Below are 16,175 nucleotides of genomic sequence, written 5' to 3'. Positions count from 1 at the left end.
CCCGCCGAGCCTGCGCCGTTCACGACCACCTTGATGTCTTCGATCTTGCGGTCTGTAAGATAGAGCGCGTTGATGAGACCCGCGGCCGTGATGATCGCCGTGCCGTGCTGGTCGTCATGAAAGACGGGAATATCCATCAGCTCGCGCAGGCGGCTCTCGATCATGAAGCATTCCGGCGCCTTGATGTCCTCAAGGTTGATACCGCCGAAGGACGGCCCCAGATAGCGCACGGCGTTGACCACCGCATCGGCGTCTTCGGAATCGATTTCCAGATCGATCGAATCCACATCGGCAAAGCGCTTGAAGAGCACCGCCTTGCCTTCCATCACCGGCTTGGAGGGCGGCGCCCCCAGATTGCCGAGCCCCAGAATGGCCGTGCCGTTGGAAACGACCGCCACCATGTTGCCCTTGGCGGTGAAGTCGTAGGCGCAGTCGGGGTTTTCCGCGATGGCGCGTACCGGTACCGCCACGCCGGGGCTGTAGGCCAGCGACAGGTCGCGCTGTGTGGCCATCGGCTTTGTGGCGTGGATTTCGAGTTTGCCGGGCTTGCCCTCGCTGTGAAACAGCAGGGCCTCTTCGTCGGTAAACTGACGGCGCTTCTTGCTCATGGGCGTATGGATCGGTATCTGGCCGGGGCCTGCGAAAGACGGGCGCATCCGCCCCGGATGGTGAAAAACAGCCCGCTTTGTAGGCGTTGAAATAACCGGAAACAAGGTCATTCTGATTATTTTTTTATTATTTTTGCCTTAAGGCGGTAATTTTCTTTCGTTTCCGTGACGGTAACTTGCTGGAAATAGTCGTTTGGGCGTTGAAAATTTCAGGATTTTCGACGCCGGATGCCCTATCCGCGGCCGTCCGTTCTGCTAATTTCCCTCTCCATGTCCGAACCGTCCGAAATATCAGAGCCCCCCGAAAAACAGCCCGCCCGGCCATCCGGCAAGGCCGATCCGGGCGTGACGCCGATGATGGCGCAATATCTGGAGATCAAGGCGAGCCATCCCGGCGCGCTTCTGTTCTACCGGATGGGGGATTTCTACGAGCTGTTCTTCGACGATGCCGTGTCGGCGGCGGGCGCGCTCGATATCGCGCTGACCAAGCGCGGCAAGCATCTGGGCGAGGACATCCCGATGTGCGGCGTGCCGGTGCACAGCCATGACACCTATCTGGAGCGGTTGATCCGCAAGGGCTTCAAGGTCGCCGTCTGCGAGCAGACGGAAGACCCCGCCGAAGCAAAGAAACGCGGCGCCAAATCCGTGGTCCGCCGCGAGGTGGTCCGTCTCGTCACCCCCGGCACGCTGACCGAAGACACGCTGCTGTCGCCGGGCGTGCATAATTATCTCGCTGCCATCGCCCGCATCGGCTCGGAAGCCGATTACGGCCTTGCCTGGGTCGATGTCTCGACCGGCGACCTTGCCGTGACGGCGCTCAATGCGGCCGCGCTGGGCGCAGAGCTTGCCCGCCTCAGGCCCGGCGAATTGCTCGTGCCGGAAAACCTGCTGGAGGCCGACGAGCTGGAAGGGCCGCTTCACGCGGGCGGCGCGGTGACGCCCTTGCCCGCTCCCCGCTTCGATAGCACGCAGGCCGAACGGCGCCTGAAAGATCATCTGAATGTCGGCGCGCTGGAAGGCTTCGGCCAGTTTGCCCGCGCCGAGATCGCGGCCATGGGCGCGCTGATCGACTATGTGGAGCTGACACAGGTGGGCCGCCTGCCGGCGCTGAAACCGCCCCGGCGCATCGCCGTCGCCGATACCATGGCGATCGACGCGGCGACCCGCGCCAATCTCGAACTGGTGCGCACGCTCTCCGGCGAGACCAAAGGCTCGCTGATGGCGACCGTCGACCGGACGGTGACGGCGGCGGGTGCGCGGGAACTTGCGGCGCGTCTCACCGCGCCGCTCACCGATCCCGCCCGCATCAATGCCCGCCTCGACGCGGTGGAATGGTTTCTCGACGCGCGGGACCCGAGGGCCATGCTGCGCGACCATCTGAAATCCGCGCCCGACATGGCCCGTGCGCTCTCGCGCCTTTCGCTGAGGCGCGGCGGCCCGCGCGACCTTGCGACCGTGAAGAACGGCCTTTCGGCGGCGCATGCCATCGCGTCGCATCTGAACAATGCGCATCCGACGCTGCTGCCGCTGCCCGACGACATAGCCTCTGCCGCCGCGGCGCTCGACGGCGCGGCGCTGCCGCTATGCGAAGAGCTGGGCAAGGCGCTTGCCGAAGAGTTGCCGCTTATGGCGCGCGACGGCGGCTTCGTTGCCAAAGGCTATTCCGCCGATCTCGACGAGACCCGCACGCTGCGTGACGACGCACGCCGTCTCATCGCCGGGCTTCAGACGCAATATGCCGAAAAGACCGGCGTGTCGGCCCTGAAGGTCCGGCACAACAATGTTCTGGGCTATTACATCGAAGTGTCGCCGCGCCATGCCGACAAGCTGACCGCCTCGGACGAGTTCATCCATCGCCAGACCATGGCGAACGCGATGCGATTTACGACCGCCGAACTTGCCGATCTGGCAAGCCGTATCGCCGATGCGGGCGGCCGTTCGCTCGCGCTGGAGCTTGAGCTGTTCGATACGCTCACCGCGCAGGTGCTGGCCGAGCATGAAGTGATCGCGACGGCGGCCGAGGCGCTAGCCGCGCTCGATGCCTCCTCCGCGCTGGCCGAACTTGCCGCCGAGCAGCGCTATACGCGGCCCCTTATCGATAACTCGCTCGCCTTCCACATCGAAGGCGGCCGCCATCCGGTGGTCGAAACGGCGCTCAGGCGCGAGGCGAGCGGCGGCGATTTCGTGCCGAACGACTGCACATTGTCCGCGGACAGTGGAGCGTCGAAACACATCTGGCTGCTCACCGGCCCCAACATGGCCGGTAAATCGACCTTTCTCCGGCAGAACGCGCTGATTGCCATCATGGCGCAGATGGGCGGTTTCGTTCCGGCGGCGTCGGCGCATATCGGCGTGGTGGACCGGCTCTTTTCGCGTGTCGGCGCGGCGGACGATCTGGCGCGCGGGCGCTCCACCTTCATGGTGGAAATGGTCGAGACGGCGGCGATCCTCAATCAGGCCGGCCCGCGTTCCCTCGTCATCCTCGACGAGATCGGACGCGGCACGGCGACCTTCGACGGTCTTTCCATCGCCTGGGCTGCGGTCGAACATCTGCATGAGGTGAACAAGTCGCGCGCGCTTTTCGCGACGCATTACCACGAACTCACTTCACTGGCGGAGCGGCTCGCCGGTCTCGCCAATGCGACCATGCGGGTGAAGGAGTGGGAGGGCGACGTGGTCTTCCTGCATGAGGTCGCGCCGGGCGCGGCGGACCGGTCATACGGCATTCAGGTGGCGAGGCTTGCGGGCCTTCCCGCGCCGGTCATCGCGCGCGCGCAGGATGTGCTGACCGCGCTGGAAGAGGGCGAGTTGAGCTCCGGCGGCGGCGCCAGGGCGGCGGCCCTGGTGGATGAGCTGCCGCTCTTCTCCGCCGCGAAAGCGCCTGCCCCCGCGGCCATGCCGAAAGAGAGCGAAGCGGAAAGAGCGCTCAAGGATATCGATCCCGATGAGCTGACGCCCAAACAGGCGCTCGAAGCGCTCTACCGGTTAAAGGCGCTGGACGACGGGAGCTAGCCTATTTCCGCGCGACGTAGACGCATTCGTCGCGCAACAGGCCCCACTTCACTTCCTCGTCGGGCGAGCGGCGATAGGGCTCCACCTTGAAGCCGGCCTCGCTCAGCTTCTGCTGGAAGTCGCGTCCATAGAAGCGCTTGTGGTCCGTTCCGCCGAAATGCACGAAGCGCAGATCGGGATCGGTGATCTGCGGGTTCTCATAGGTCTTGTCGCGCGACAGATTGATCGGCACGGAGAAGAAACCGTAGCCGCCGGGCTTCAGCACCCGGTACATCTCCTCCATCGCCTTGCGGTCGTCGTCGATATGCTCGAACACGTGATGTGCGATCACCACGTCGAAATAATCGTCGGGCCGGTCGATCGCGGTGATGTCGAGGCGGAATTTGGCGATGGGCGCATAAAGGTCCGCGGGCTCATAGCCCTCATTGTCCTTCATCAACTTCATCAGCCATTTCTCGGGGCCGAAATGAAGGATCTTCTTGTCCGACAGGTCGATCCCGTGATCCTGAATATAAAGCCACATCAGCCGGTGCCGCTCGCGCGAGCCGCAATTGGGGCAACGTGTATCCCAGCGCGACGGGCGCCCGACACTCACGAAAGTGCCGTGATAGCCGCAGATCGGGCAGCTGCGGGCGATCTTCTTGCGCGAGAACTGGCCGCGATCCTTCCACCAGGCCTGCAACAGACGGCTGAAGATCTTGTGCTTGTCGAGCGGCGGATGGGGAAGCTGGCCTTGCTGTGACACGGGGGCTGAAACCTGAAAATGGAGTGGGCTGCCCCGATACCGACCGGGGCGAATTCGCGCCCAGTGTTGGGATCGGCGTCTCCTTGTCAAGCAAACCATGACTTGCACAAAAAAAGCGATGAGACCCGGGGAGCTGCCCGGGACCTCACCGCATTTTTCGTCAGTCGAAGCAGTTAGCCGTTTTCGCTCTTCCGGTCCGTATCCGGGACCACATACATGTCGCGGATCGACTGATCCATCGCCGTGGCGCCCTTCACCGGATCGCCGTTATCGCAGGCCTTTTTCCCGGCCTGGAATTTCGACTGGGCGTCTTTCCAGTAGGGCAGCCCCTTCTTTGTGGGCTCCAGAAAGTTGAACTGTTTCGTCAGGGTCGTGCAGGCATTCTGCGCGTCGCCCTTGGACATGTTGGCACTCACGGCCGCATGCGCGGAAACCGCAAAACCGGACGCAATGGCCAGGCTCATCGCCGAGGCGGTGAGGACGGCTCTTGTTCGGTCAAGCATCTGATCCTCTCCCATTCGTCCTGCGCGGGCCCCCCATTCAAATAAAGTCCCGCTTGATTGAAATGTGCGCCGGCGGGCAGTCCCGGGAGCGGGGGGATGAGAGACCGCCTCTATCGCCGGCGCGTTATGGATATGATCCCGAGGCTTGGCGGAAACCGGACGATTTCATGGCAAAAATACGGCGCGTAATGAAAAGATATTAATAATTACAACGGGTTAACAGGTCGGACATCTTCAGCCACCGGCCCGCTGGAGGCCAGACGTCGTCCCTTCCGCAAAGAATTCCGGCCTGCGGGGATGGCAAGCGCCGCCCTCTGACGCCATTTCCTGCATGACATGTTATGGTGCAGTTGCGTTCGGACAGGATGCCGCGGCACCTCGCGCCGACACAATTTTCAGGACGATGGGAGTTTTCATGGGCCGTACCATGCCCAGCCTGCTTGAGATCGCCGATCCCGATCAGATCCGGGCCGATCTCGAAGCGGTCTATCGCGAGCACAAGGGAAACGATACGGCGCTTCAGCGCGGTGTCGTGGAGGTGCTGAAGCGCAATCTGCATGAAGGCCGCGCCAAGGCGCGCGAGCGGCTGGAGCAGGGCGCCCATCGCGGGCGGGCCTGCGCGGAATCGATCTGCTATCTCGAAGATGTGCTCATCAAGGAGCTTTACGATTTCGCCACGGCCTATGTCTTCCCGGCCAACAATCCGAGCGAGGCCGAACGGCTTGCCGTGGCGGCGGTGGGCGGCTATGGCCGCGGCCTGCTGGCGCCGGGCTCCGACATCGATCTCCTTTTCCTGCTTCCCTACAAGCAGACGCCCTGGGGCGAAAGCGTGGTCGAGTACATGCTCTATGTGCTCTGGGATCTCGGCCAGAAGGTCGGCCATGCCACGCGCTCGATCGCGGATTGCATCAGGCTCGGCCGCGAGGATTTCACTATCCGGACCGCCCTTCTCGAAGCCCGTTTCATTCACGGCGACAGGGCGTTGTACGACGAGCTGGAAGAACGTTTCGGCGAGGAAGTGGTGAAAGGCACGGGCAACGAGTTCGTGGACGCCAAACTTGCCGAGCGCGACGAACGCCACCGGCGCAGCGGCGAGAGCCGCTATCTCGTCGAGCCCAATGTAAAGGAAGGCAAGGGGGGTCTGCGCGACCTCAATACGCTTTTCTGGATCGGCAAATATGTCTACCGCGTGAAGCAGCCCTCCGACCTCGTCAAGGCGGGCGTGTTCACGAAGGACGAATACCAGACCTTTCGCCGCGCCGAAGATTTCCTCTGGGCGGTACGCTGCGAGCTGCATTTTCTCACCGGCCGCGCGGAAGAGCGCATCACCTTCGATATCCAGACCGCCATGGCCGAGCATCTCGGCTACCAGCCCCACCGGGGTCTGAAGGCGGTCGAACGCTTCATGAAGCACTACTTCCTTGTCGCAAAGGATGTGGGCGATCTCACCCGTATCTTCTGCGCCGTGCTGGAAGAGCAGGAACGCAAGAAGCAGCCGTCCATCGGCCGTTTCATGCAGGCGCTGCGGCGCAAGAAGGCGATCGAGGACTTCACCGTGGAAGCAGGACGCCTGACGGTTTCGGGCAGCGAGGTCTTCGAGAAGGATCCGGTGAACCTGATCCGCATCTTCAAACTTGCCGACGAACACGGCCTCGACATTCATCCCGACGCGCTGAAACTCATCACGCGCTCGCTGAAGCTGATCGACGCAAAGCTGCGCAAGGATGAAAAGGCCAACAGCCTCTTCCTCAAGATCGCCGCCTCGCGGAAAAATCCGGAGGGCACGCTGCGCCTGATGAACGAGGCGGGCGTGCTGGGCCGCTTCGTCACGGATTTCGGCCGCATCGTCGCGTTGATGCAGTTCAACATGTATCACCACTACACGGCGGACGAGCATCTGCTGCGTGCCATCGGCATTCTGTCGGAAATCGAAAAGGGCGAGCACCCCGAAGACACGCCCCTTGCAACGGAACTCATGTCCAAGGTGAAGAGCCGTAATGCGCTCTATGTCGCAATGTTTCTGCACGACATCGCAAAGGGCCGACCGGAAGATCATTCGGATGCGGGCGCTGCGATCGCGCGCAAGCTCTGTCCGCGTCTCGGCATGGGCCCCGGCGAAACGGAAACGGTCGCCTGGCTCGTGCAGAACCATCTCGTCATGTCCGATGTTGCGCAGAAGCGCGACATCGCCGATCCGCGCACGGTGAAGGATTTCGCCAGCGAAGTGCAGAGCCCGGAACGTTTGCGCATGCTCTATGTCCTCACCGTCGCCGATATCAAGGCGGTCGGCCCCGGCGTGTGGAATGGCTGGAAGGGCCAGCTTCTCCGCCAGCTCTACTTCGAAACCGCCTCCGTGCTTCAGGGCGGCGACAGCGCGGTCAATCGCGAGGGGCGCATCAAGGCCGCGCGCGAGGCGCTGGCCGAGCGCTTGTCGGACTGGAGCGAGGCGTCCCGCAAGCGCTATCTCAAGCGCCATTCCGAACAATACTGGCTCGCCATGGATACCGATACGCATGAACGCCATGCGCGGATGATCGAGGCGGGTAAGGACGATCCGCTCATCATCGCCACCGAAACCGATCCGATGCGCGACGTGACGCTGGTCACGCTCTACACGCAGGACCATCCCGGTCTCTTTTCGCGCTTCGCGGGTGCCTGCGCGATCCTCGGCATGAGCATCGTGGACTCCAAGATTTTCACCACGCGGGACGGCATGGCCCTCGATATGATCTGGGTGCAAGAACAGGATGGCGGCGCCGTGCGCGAGGAGCGCCGACGGACCCGTCTGAAAGAGACCATCCATCAGGTGCTGGCCGGCGAGATGCTGCCGCCCGACGAGATCGAGCAGCGCTTCCGCCGCCGCCGCCGCGCCGACGCCTTTTCGGTCGCGCCGCAGGTCTTCATCGATAACGATCTGTCGGACGATTACACCGTGATCGAGGTGAACGGTCTCGACCGGCCCGGCCTTGTCCATGCCATCACGCGGGCCCTTTTCCATCTGGGCCTCACCATCGGCTCCGCGCATATCACCACCTTTGGCGAGCGCGCGGTGGACGTCTTCTATGTGAAGGACGTGATCGGCCACAAGGTGACCAACGCCAACAAGAAGAAGGCGGTCGAACGCCATCTGCTCGAGGCGTTGGCCGACCCGGTCAAGAAGGCGCGCCCGCAAAAACCCCGCAAGCGCGAGGATGTGGCGGCCGCTGAATAAGCGGCCCTCTTTCTGTCGCGAAAACCGGTCTATGCTGCCCGCATGAGCCCCGTCCTGAAGAGATTAGTCCGATGAGCCTCGTCCGCTCCGCCGCCACGGTCGGCGGGACCACCATGGTGAGCCGCGTGCTCGGCTTTGTCCGCGACATGATGGTCGCCGCCGTGCTGGGAACGGGGCCGGTGGCGGATGCGTTCTTCGTCGCTTTCCGCTTTCCCAACATGTTCCGCTCCATCTTCGCAGAAGGCGCTTTCAACTCCGCCTTCGTGCCGCTCTTTTCCAAACATCTGGAAGGCGATGGTGAGGCGGCGGCGCGACGTTTCGCCGAGGATGCGCTGGCGCTCCTGCTCTCCGCGCTCCTTGTCATGACGATCCTCGCCATGATTTTGATGCCCTGGATCATCTCCGGCTTCGCGCCGGGCTTTTCTGACGATCCGGGCAAGCAGGAAATGGCGGTGAAATTCACGCGCATCGCCTTTCCCTATCTCCTCTTCATTTCGCTGACGGCGCTTCAGGCGGGCATCCTGAATTCGGTGGGCCGTTTCTTCCCCGGTGCCGCTGCACCCGTGATGCTCAACATCACGCTCATCCTGGCGATCCTTTTCCTCGTGCCCGTGCTCGACAATCCGGGCCTTGCGCTTTCATGGGGCGTGATGGCGGCGGGCATCGTGCAGTTCCTCTGGCTGACGGTCTCCTGCTGGCGGGCGGGCTATGTGCTGCGCCTGCACCGGCCGCGCCTGACCCCCGATATGCGAAAGCTCGTGCGGCTGGGTGTGCCGGGCATCATTTCCGGCGGCATCATGCAGATCAACCTGACCGTCGGCACCATCATCGCCTCGCTGCAGGCGGACGCCGTCTCATGGCTTTACTATGCCGACCGGATTTATCAGCTGCCGCTCGCCGTCATCGGTATCGCCATCGGCGTCGTGCTGCTGCCCGATCTTTCGCGCCGCCTGCGGGCCGACGACGAAGCGGGCGCGCATTGGGCGCAGAACCGCGCGCTGGAGGTTTCCATGCTGCTGACGGTTCCCGCGGCGGTGGCGCTGATGGTCATTCCGCATGCGATCATCCAGGTGTTGTTCGAGCGCGGCGCTTTCCAGCCGTCCGATACGCAGAACGCTTCGCTGGCGCTCCTCGTCTATGCGGCCGGCCTCCCCGCCTTCGTGCTGAACAAGGTTTTCTCTCCTGGCTTCTTTGCGCGGGAAGACACGATGACGCCTTTGCGCTATGCGGCGATCTCGGTGGCGGTGAATATCGTTGCCTCCATCACCCTCTTTCAGTTTTACGCCTTCGCAGGCATCGCGGCGGGCACCACCATTGCCGCCTGGGTGAATGCCGCGCTGCTGGGAACGACGCTCGCCAGACGTGGCGGTTTCGTGCCCGATACGCAGGTTGTGAAGCGCCTGCCGCTTATCCTCGTCGCCTCGGCGGCGATGGGCGCCTGCCTCTGGTACGGCGCGCTTTACGCGGCCCCATATTTCGAGGGGACGTTCCTTGAAAGCGTCGCCGCGCTGGCCGCCCTCATCGCAGGCGGCCTCATTGCCTATGCCGGTCTTGCCCAGGCGACCGGCGCGGTGAGCGTGGCCACGCTGCGGCGTTCCTTCATGCGCAAATGAGGCTGAACCGGCTGCAAAAGCCGATGGCTGCGGCATGGTGGGGGGATTGCAAAGTGTCGCTCCTCGCCGCATAACGCCGGTGCAAAAGCGTTCACAAGGCCCAAAATCCATGGAAAAGTCCACCAATCGCGTCTTCTCCGGCGTGCAGCCCACCGGCAACCTGCATCTGGGGAACTATCTCGGCGCCATCCGCAATTTCGTTGGTCTGCAGGACACGCATGAATGCCTCTACTGCGTGGTGGACATGCACGCGATCACGGTCTGGCAGGATCCGAAGGAACTGGCGGCCAATACGCGCGAGGTGGCGGCGGCCTATATCGCGGCGGGCATCAACCCGGAAACGCATATCATTTTCAACCAGTCCAAGGTGTCGGCCCATGCCGAGCTTGCCTGGATCCTGAACTGCGTGGTCCGGATCGGCTGGCTCAATCGCATGACCCAGTTCAAGGACAAGGCGGGCAAGGATCGGGAGAAGGCCTCCGTCGGCCTTTATGATTATCCGGTGCTGATGGCGGCCGACATTCTGGCCTATCGCGCGACCCATGTGCCGGTCGGCGAGGACCAGAAGCAGCATCTGGAACTGTCGCGCGATACGGCGCAGAAATTCAATAACGACTATGGGGCAGAGGATTTCTTCCCCCTGCCCGAGCCGCTCATCATGGGCGCGGCGACGCGCGTCATGTCCCTGAGGGACGGCACGAAAAAGATGTCGAAATCCGACCCTTCGGCCTATTCGCGCATCACGCTGTCGGACAATGCCGACGAGATCGCCCAGAAGATCCGCAAGGCCCGCACCGACCCCGAGCCGCTGCCGGAAGCGAAGGACGGCCTTGCCGAGCGGCCCGAGGCGGCGAACCTCGTCAACATCTATGCCGCACTTTCCGACACCGCGACCGAAGAGGTGCTGAAAGAGTTCGGCGGCAAGATGTTCTCCGAGTTCAAGCCCGCGCTCGCCGACCTCGCCGTGGACAAGCTTGCGCCCATCACCGGCGAGATGAAGCACCTGCTGGCCGACCCGGCCTATATCGACGGCGAGTTGGAAAAGGGCGCGGAGCGAGCCCGCGCCATCGCCGATCCGGTGCTGAAGCGCGTGAAGGAAATCGTCGGCTTCATCTGAGTTACGGTTTTCGGGACGGGCCCTGCCGCTTGATCCGGGGGAGCCCGACCCCATCTAAACTCTGTTCCGGCGACTGATGCGCTGGAACGAACGCCTGCCTGATCCCGGGGAAGGAGACAAAGCTCATGGCCTTCAGCGACCGCCTCGATGCGATGCGCGACTGGCTCCGTCACAAATGGATGTACCGGAAAGGCGGTGGCGGGGAAGCGCCGGGCGCGGCATCGGCTGCGACCTCCGGCAGCGCGGGCGCAGCGGCTTCGCCTTCTTCCTCGCGCAGCATGCTGGGCTGGCTGAAACCCGTCATCATTCTGATCCCGCTGGCGATTGTCGCCTATTACGCCGTCGGGATGGCGATCGTTCACAATGTCGATGACAACCCGGATTTCACCGTCCCGGCAGCGGATATTCCCCAGGGCGGGTCGGAAGCGGTGGCGGTGGCCGCCGCTCTTGTCGACCGCGAGGTCAATCAGCATAGCTGGACCGCGAACGATCCCTTCTTCCAACCCGGCTGGGCGCTCGACAACATGCCCAACTTCCAGCAGGGCATCATCACGGCGCTTGGGCGTTTCAGCTTCGAGCTGATGGATCAGCTCGGCCGCCTGCGGGGTTCTTCCGAGGCCGATCCCGACCTCGCCGCCGCCAATGGCCGCCTGCAATATCCCGGCGATGTCTGGCTCTGGAACCCGTCGAAATCGCTGGCGCTCAAATCGAGTTCGGAATCGCAGTACCGCGAAGCGCGCGAACACCTGCTCGCCTATAATCAGCGTCTGTCGAAGGGCGACGCGATCTTCGACCGCCGTGCCGACAATCTGATGGCGACGCTGGACCGCTTCGCTGCCGATATGGGCTCTGCTTCCGCCGCCACCGACGAACATATCGAAAAGAATGCGGGCGTCTGGATCGACACCCGGGCGGACGATCTCTTCTACTTCAACAAGGGCCGGCTCTATGCCTACTACGTTATCATGAAGGCGCTCGGCGATGATTTCAGCCAGGTCATCAAGGAACGCAATCTCGAAAATGCCTGGGGGCAGATGCTGGCCAGTCTGCGCCAGGGCGTCGAACTCGAACCCTGGGTGGTGGTCAACGGCGCCCCGGATGCGCAGTTCCAGCCGAGCCATCTCGCAGCGCAGGGCTTCTATCTGCTCCGTGCCCGCGTTCAGTTGCGCGAAATCACCGACATCCTGCTGAAATAGAGGCCACGGTGCGGGGGAAAAGTCCGGCTTGCCGGATTCCCCGCCCGGTGGCAGCATCCGCCCCATGACCAGACCCGAAGGCGCCAAGCGCCGCAAATTCCTCGTCGTCGTAGACGGCACGCCCGAGTCGGAAGTGGCGATCCACTTCGCCAGCCTTCGCGCCCGGCACACCGATGGCGTGGTGACGCTGCTGGCCGTGCTGGAGCCGGGCGATGCCTCCCAGCAATGGCTGGGGGTCCAGAACATCATGAAGGAGGAAGCGCGAGAGGAAGCCGAGCAGCTCCTCCATCGCCTCGCCTCGCATGTGAACGAATATGCGGGCATCCGCGCCGAACTCATCATCCGCGAGGGGCGCCGTGCCGAGCAGGTCAAGGCGCTGATCGAGGAGGACAAGGATATCGCGATCCTCGTTCTGGCGGCGGGCACCAGCAAGGAGGGCCCCGGCCCGCTTGTCACCCTGGTCGCCGGCGGCAGTGACAAGGCCTTCAACATCCCCGTCACCGTCGTCCCGGGGGATCTCTCCGAAGAGGAATTGCGCGCCCTGACCTGAGCGCTTGTCCAAGGGTCGTTTCTCCGATTTCCGGAGATGAGATATGACCAAGCGTCACAGTCGGGCTTTTTCCTTGATTCAAATCCCCCGCGGCGCCATTTAAGACGCAGGAAAACTTTGCTAAACCGCGACGCGACAAGGGGTTTTGAACGACCTCCTCACGACGCGGCCAATCCGGAGCGCAAAACCATGTTCATCCAGACCGAAGCGACCCCCAATCCCGCGACATTGAAGTTCCTGCCGGGCCGGGACGTGATGGGCGAAGGCCGCGTGGCCGACTTCGCAGACGCTGAGGCCGCCGCCGCCTCGCCGCTGGCGCGCCGCCTGTTCGAGGTCGAAGGCGTGACGGGCGTCTTTCTCGGCTCGGATTTCGTCACCGTGACCAAGGCTGAGGGCGAGTGGCAGCATCTGAAGCCCGCGCTTCTCGGCGCGATCATGGAGCATTTCACCTCCGGCGCGCCGATCCTTCACGAAGGCGGGAACGGGGCGGACGTCCATGCCGCGCATGAAGGCGATGACGGGGAAATCGTTGACCAGATCAAGGATCTGCTCGATACGCGCGTGCGCCCCGCCGTGGCGCAGGATGGCGGCGACATCACCTTCCAGGGATATGACAATGGTATTGTCTACCTGAACATGCAGGGCGCCTGTGCCGGCTGCCCCTCTTCCACCATCACCTTGAAGCGCGGCGTGGAAAACATGCTGCGCCATTATGTGCCGGAAGTGACCGAAGTCCGGCAGGTCTGATCTTTCGCCCCGGGCAACCGTCCGGGGCTTTTCTTTCAGGCGGTCCGAATAGCCGCCGATCCACAACCAGGTACAGCAGGGGGAAGCCGATGAGCGGCAAGCTGAGCGACGACGCGCTCGATCTCATTTTCCGTGAAGCCCGCACGCATAATGCGTGGCAGGACAAGCCCGTCACCGACGAGCAGCTCAAGGAAATCTACGATCTCTTCAAATGGGGCCCGACCAGCGCCAACATGTCGCCCGCCCGCCTCATCTTCGTGAAATCGGCCGAGGAGAAGGAACGCCTCCTCCCCGCGCTGATGGAAGGCAATCGGGAAAAGACCCGCCAGGCACCCGTCACCGCCATCATCGGCTATAACGTGAAATTCTATGAGCGCCTGCCGGAACTCTTCCCCCATGCGCCGGACGCCAAGACCTGGTTCAACTGGTCGGACGAATGGGCGGAAATGAACGCCTTCCGCAATGGTTCTCTGCAGGGCGCCTATTTCATGATTGCCGCCCGCGCGCTGGGTCTCGATTGCGGTCCGATGTCGGGCTTCGACATGGATGCCGTCAATGAGCTCTACTTCAAGGGCACCGATGTGAAGGTGAACTTCATCTGCAATATCGGCCATGGCGATCCCGCCGGCCTCTTCGAGCGCAGCCCGCGGCTGCCCTTCGACGACGCCTGCAAGATCGTCTGACGGCGGATCCGGCTTTTGATCCTGCTCGCATTCGATACCGCGCAAGGGGCTCTTTCCGCCGCTCTCTTCGAGGCGGACGGGGAGGGCGAGCCGGTTCTCCTCTCGCATTTCTTCGAGGTCCGTTCGCGCGGCCATGCCGAGCGCCTTCTTCCCGTGCTGGAAGAGGTGCTGGCGGAAGCGGGAACGGGTTTTGCCGATCTCGATGCGCTGGCGGTGACGGTGGGGCCCGGGACGTTCACAGGGCTCAGGGTCGGCCTTTCCGCCGCGCGCGGCATCGCGTTGGCGCGCAAGCTGCCTTGCGTCGGCGTCACCACGCTGGAGGCCGTCGCAGCGCCCGTCGAGCTGCATGGAAACGAGCGTCTGGCGGTTTCCTTCGATGCGCGGCGGGAAGAAGTCTATTTCCAGATTTTTGAACAAAATCAAGGGGCTGTGACGGAGCCGGCCTTGTTCCCGCTGGAAATTGCTGCGGAAAATGCTGCGCAGCATAAAGCTGCAGCAAAACTCTTCCTCGCAGGCACCGGTGCACCGCTTTTGGCCGAGCGTCTTCTGCCCCTGGGCGTGGAGACGCTGCCTGCGGAAACGCGGCCCGAGCCCGATGCGCGCGCCGTGGGGAAGATCGCGATCCGCCGCATTCGCGCGCAGGGGCTCGATGCTTTCCGCGTGCCGCCCGCGCCGCTCTATATCAGGGCGCCCGATGCAAAACTGCCCGGCGGTCTCACGCTGGAAGAAGCGCAGGCGCAGGGCCGGATCCGTGGCTGACATACGTCCGGCGGAGGCTGGAGAAATGGCGGCATTGGCGGCACTTCATTCCCGCGCCTTCGACGAGGCCTGGGACGCGGCCTCCTTCGCCCGCCTCCTCGCCATGCCGGGGGCCTTCGCGCTCCTTGCGCATGAGGAAGGCGCACCTTTGGGCTTCGTGCTGGTCCGGCTCGGCGGCGGCGAGGCGGAGATCATCACTATCGCTGTCGACCCCGATTGCCACCGCAAAGGGCTTGGCCGGGCGCTGATGAACCGCGCCGGCGCGGAAGCGCTGGCCAGAGGCGCGGAGGTCGTGTTTCTGGAAGTGGCGGAGGACAATGCCCCCGCCATCGGGCTTTACGAGCGGCTGGGCTTTGCGCCCGTGGGTCGTCGCCCGGCCTATTACGACAGGCCCGGCGGCAGGATTGCCGCCATCTCCATGAGGCTCGATCTGCCCGGTTGAGCGGGCCCGGTCACCGATGCGTCGCGAAATCGTCGCAGGATTGATGTCTATTCAGGCGTGACAATGCGCCTCGGACGGGCTTGGCTGCCCGGGAAAACCCATCTATACCCCTGTTTTTGCCGGGGTTTTTGCGATAGCGAAAGCCGATCACCTCTTGGTGACAAGGCAGGTTGCGATCACCTAATATGGCGCCATGAGTGACATGAACACATCGACGGAAACCATCCGTCCGGAAGATCATCCTTCCGATCCGCACAGGATCGAAAATCTGTGCATCAAGGCCGGCATGCGCATGACCGATCAGCGGCGGGTCATTGCGCAGGTTCTGTCCATCGCGACCGACCATCCCGATGTGGAAGAGGTCTATCGCCGGGCATCCAAGGTCGATGACAAGATTTCGATTGCCACCGTCTACCGGACGGTTCGCCTGTTCGAGGAAGCCGGTATCCTCGAGCGGCATGATTTCCGCGACGGCCGCTCGCGCTACGAACAGGTGACGGAAGATCATCACGACCACCTGATCGATGTCTCGACGGGCCGGGTCGTCGAGTTTCAGAACGACGAGATCGAACGCCTGCAGCGAATCGTGGCGCGTGAACTGGGTTACGACCTTGTGGATCACCGCCTCGAGCTTTATGGAACGCCCCTGAAAGACAAGTCTCAGGACAAGAAGCAGGATTAGCGGCGGTCGATGACGGCACGTCGCGCTCAACAGGGAAAGGGACGGCGCCCCCGCCGCAAGTGGCAGGAAGCCGGAATGACGCTATGGGTACCTTGCGCGCGACAACACTACTGACGGGTTTCATCCTGTCCGCGCTCGTTCTGATGCCGGTTCAGGCGGTGGCCCGCAAGCTCCGCCTTCCCGCTGCGAAGACGATCCCGCTCCATTATCACCGCTTCCTGTGCCGTCTCATCGGCATCCGAGTGATCGTTCGTGGCGAGCCGCATCAGGAAGGCGCCTGCCTGTTTACCGCCAATCACACCTCCTG

Annotated in this window: 13 protein-coding genes and 2 pseudogenes; 12 read left to right on the top strand and 3 right to left on the bottom strand. The window is 63.1% G+C overall.

Translation table 11 applies throughout. The features are described 5' to 3' along the window. Window positions 1-608: pseudogene (locus CMI59_RS15100) on the bottom strand (NADP-dependent malic enzyme); the annotation flags it as partial. Between the two features lie 270 nt (window positions 609-878). On the opposite strand from CMI59_RS15100, the gene mutS reads away from it, so the two are divergent. After that, entirely contained in the window at window positions 879-3,620 is a 2,742-nt protein-coding gene (mutS, locus tag CMI59_RS15095) for a DNA mismatch repair protein MutS (protein WP_293329060.1), read from the top strand. Between the two features lies 1 nt (window position 3,621). Here mutS and CMI59_RS15090 read toward each other — a convergent pair whose 3' ends face one another. Next, window positions 3,622-4,365, bottom strand: coding sequence for a class I SAM-dependent methyltransferase (locus tag CMI59_RS15090; RefSeq protein ID WP_293329059.1), 744 nt, complete (start codon window positions 4,363-4,365; stop codon window positions 3,622-3,624). Window positions 4,366-4,538: 173 nt separating this feature from the next. Next, a complete protein-coding gene (locus tag CMI59_RS15085; RefSeq protein WP_293329058.1) occupies window positions 4,539-4,868 on the bottom strand; it encodes a hypothetical protein in 330 nt (109 codons plus the stop codon). 415 nt (window positions 4,869-5,283) lie between these two features. Between CMI59_RS15085 and CMI59_RS15080 the strand changes: the two genes are divergently transcribed. From CMI59_RS15080 to CMI59_RS15030, 11 genes and pseudogenes are all read left to right on the top strand, one after another. Beyond that, window positions 5,284-8,079 (top strand): [protein-PII] uridylyltransferase, encoded by a 2,796-nt coding sequence (locus CMI59_RS15080; protein WP_293329057.1) that lies wholly within the window; start codon window positions 5,284-5,286, stop codon window positions 8,077-8,079. Window positions 8,080-8,150: 71 nt separating this feature from the next. Continuing rightward, entirely contained in the window at window positions 8,151-9,692 is a 1,542-nt protein-coding gene (murJ, locus tag CMI59_RS15075; protein ID WP_293329056.1) for a murein biosynthesis integral membrane protein MurJ, read from the top strand. A gap of 109 nt (window positions 9,693-9,801) precedes the next feature. After that, the gene (trpS, locus tag CMI59_RS15070) at window positions 9,802-10,809 is read left to right on the top strand and encodes a tryptophan--tRNA ligase (RefSeq protein WP_293329055.1); all 1,008 of its coding nucleotides are present in this window, start codon (window positions 9,802-9,804) and stop codon (window positions 10,807-10,809) included. A 125-nt stretch (window positions 10,810-10,934) separates the two neighbouring features. After that, window positions 10,935-12,005 carry a DUF2333 family protein gene (locus CMI59_RS15065; RefSeq protein WP_293329054.1) on the top strand — a complete coding sequence of 357 codons (1,071 nt, stop codon included), beginning with the start codon at window positions 10,935-10,937 and terminating at the stop codon, window positions 12,003-12,005. Window positions 12,006-12,069: 64 nt separating this feature from the next. Then, window positions 12,070-12,555, top strand: a complete 486-nt coding sequence (locus tag CMI59_RS15060; RefSeq protein WP_293329053.1) for a universal stress protein — start codon at window positions 12,070-12,072, stop codon at window positions 12,553-12,555. A 189-nt stretch (window positions 12,556-12,744) separates the two neighbouring features. Continuing rightward, entirely contained in the window at window positions 12,745-13,302 is a 558-nt protein-coding gene (locus tag CMI59_RS15055; RefSeq protein WP_293329052.1) for a NifU family protein, read from the top strand. 89 nt (window positions 13,303-13,391) lie between these two features. Beyond that, a complete protein-coding gene (locus tag CMI59_RS15050) occupies window positions 13,392-13,985 on the top strand; it encodes a malonic semialdehyde reductase (RefSeq protein WP_293329051.1) in 594 nt (197 codons plus the stop codon). A gap of 15 nt (window positions 13,986-14,000) precedes the next feature. Further along, on the top strand, window positions 14,001-14,744 hold the full coding sequence (gene tsaB / locus CMI59_RS15045; protein WP_293329050.1) for a tRNA (adenosine(37)-N6)-threonylcarbamoyltransferase complex dimerization subunit type 1 TsaB: 744 nt from the start codon (window positions 14,001-14,003) through the stop codon (window positions 14,742-14,744). 25 nt (window positions 14,745-14,769) lie between these two features. After that, entirely contained in the window at window positions 14,770-15,186 is a 417-nt protein-coding gene (gene rimI, locus CMI59_RS15040; protein ID WP_293329049.1) for a ribosomal protein S18-alanine N-acetyltransferase, read from the top strand. A 286-nt stretch (window positions 15,187-15,472) separates the two neighbouring features. Further along, complete coding sequence (locus CMI59_RS15035; RefSeq protein WP_293329061.1) at window positions 15,473-15,868, top strand: Fur family transcriptional regulator; 396 nt, start codon at window positions 15,473-15,475, stop codon at window positions 15,866-15,868. A gap of 83 nt (window positions 15,869-15,951) precedes the next feature. Further along, window positions 15,952-16,175, top strand: a pseudogene (locus CMI59_RS15030) (1-acyl-sn-glycerol-3-phosphate acyltransferase); the annotation flags it as partial.

The sequence above is a fragment of the Parvibaculum sp. genome, assembly GCF_002684405.1.
Classification (GTDB): domain Bacteria; phylum Pseudomonadota; class Alphaproteobacteria; order Parvibaculales; family Parvibaculaceae; genus Parvibaculum.
Note: the sequence above shows the minus strand (reverse complement) of the source record. Positions and strands in the feature narration are given on the sequence as shown.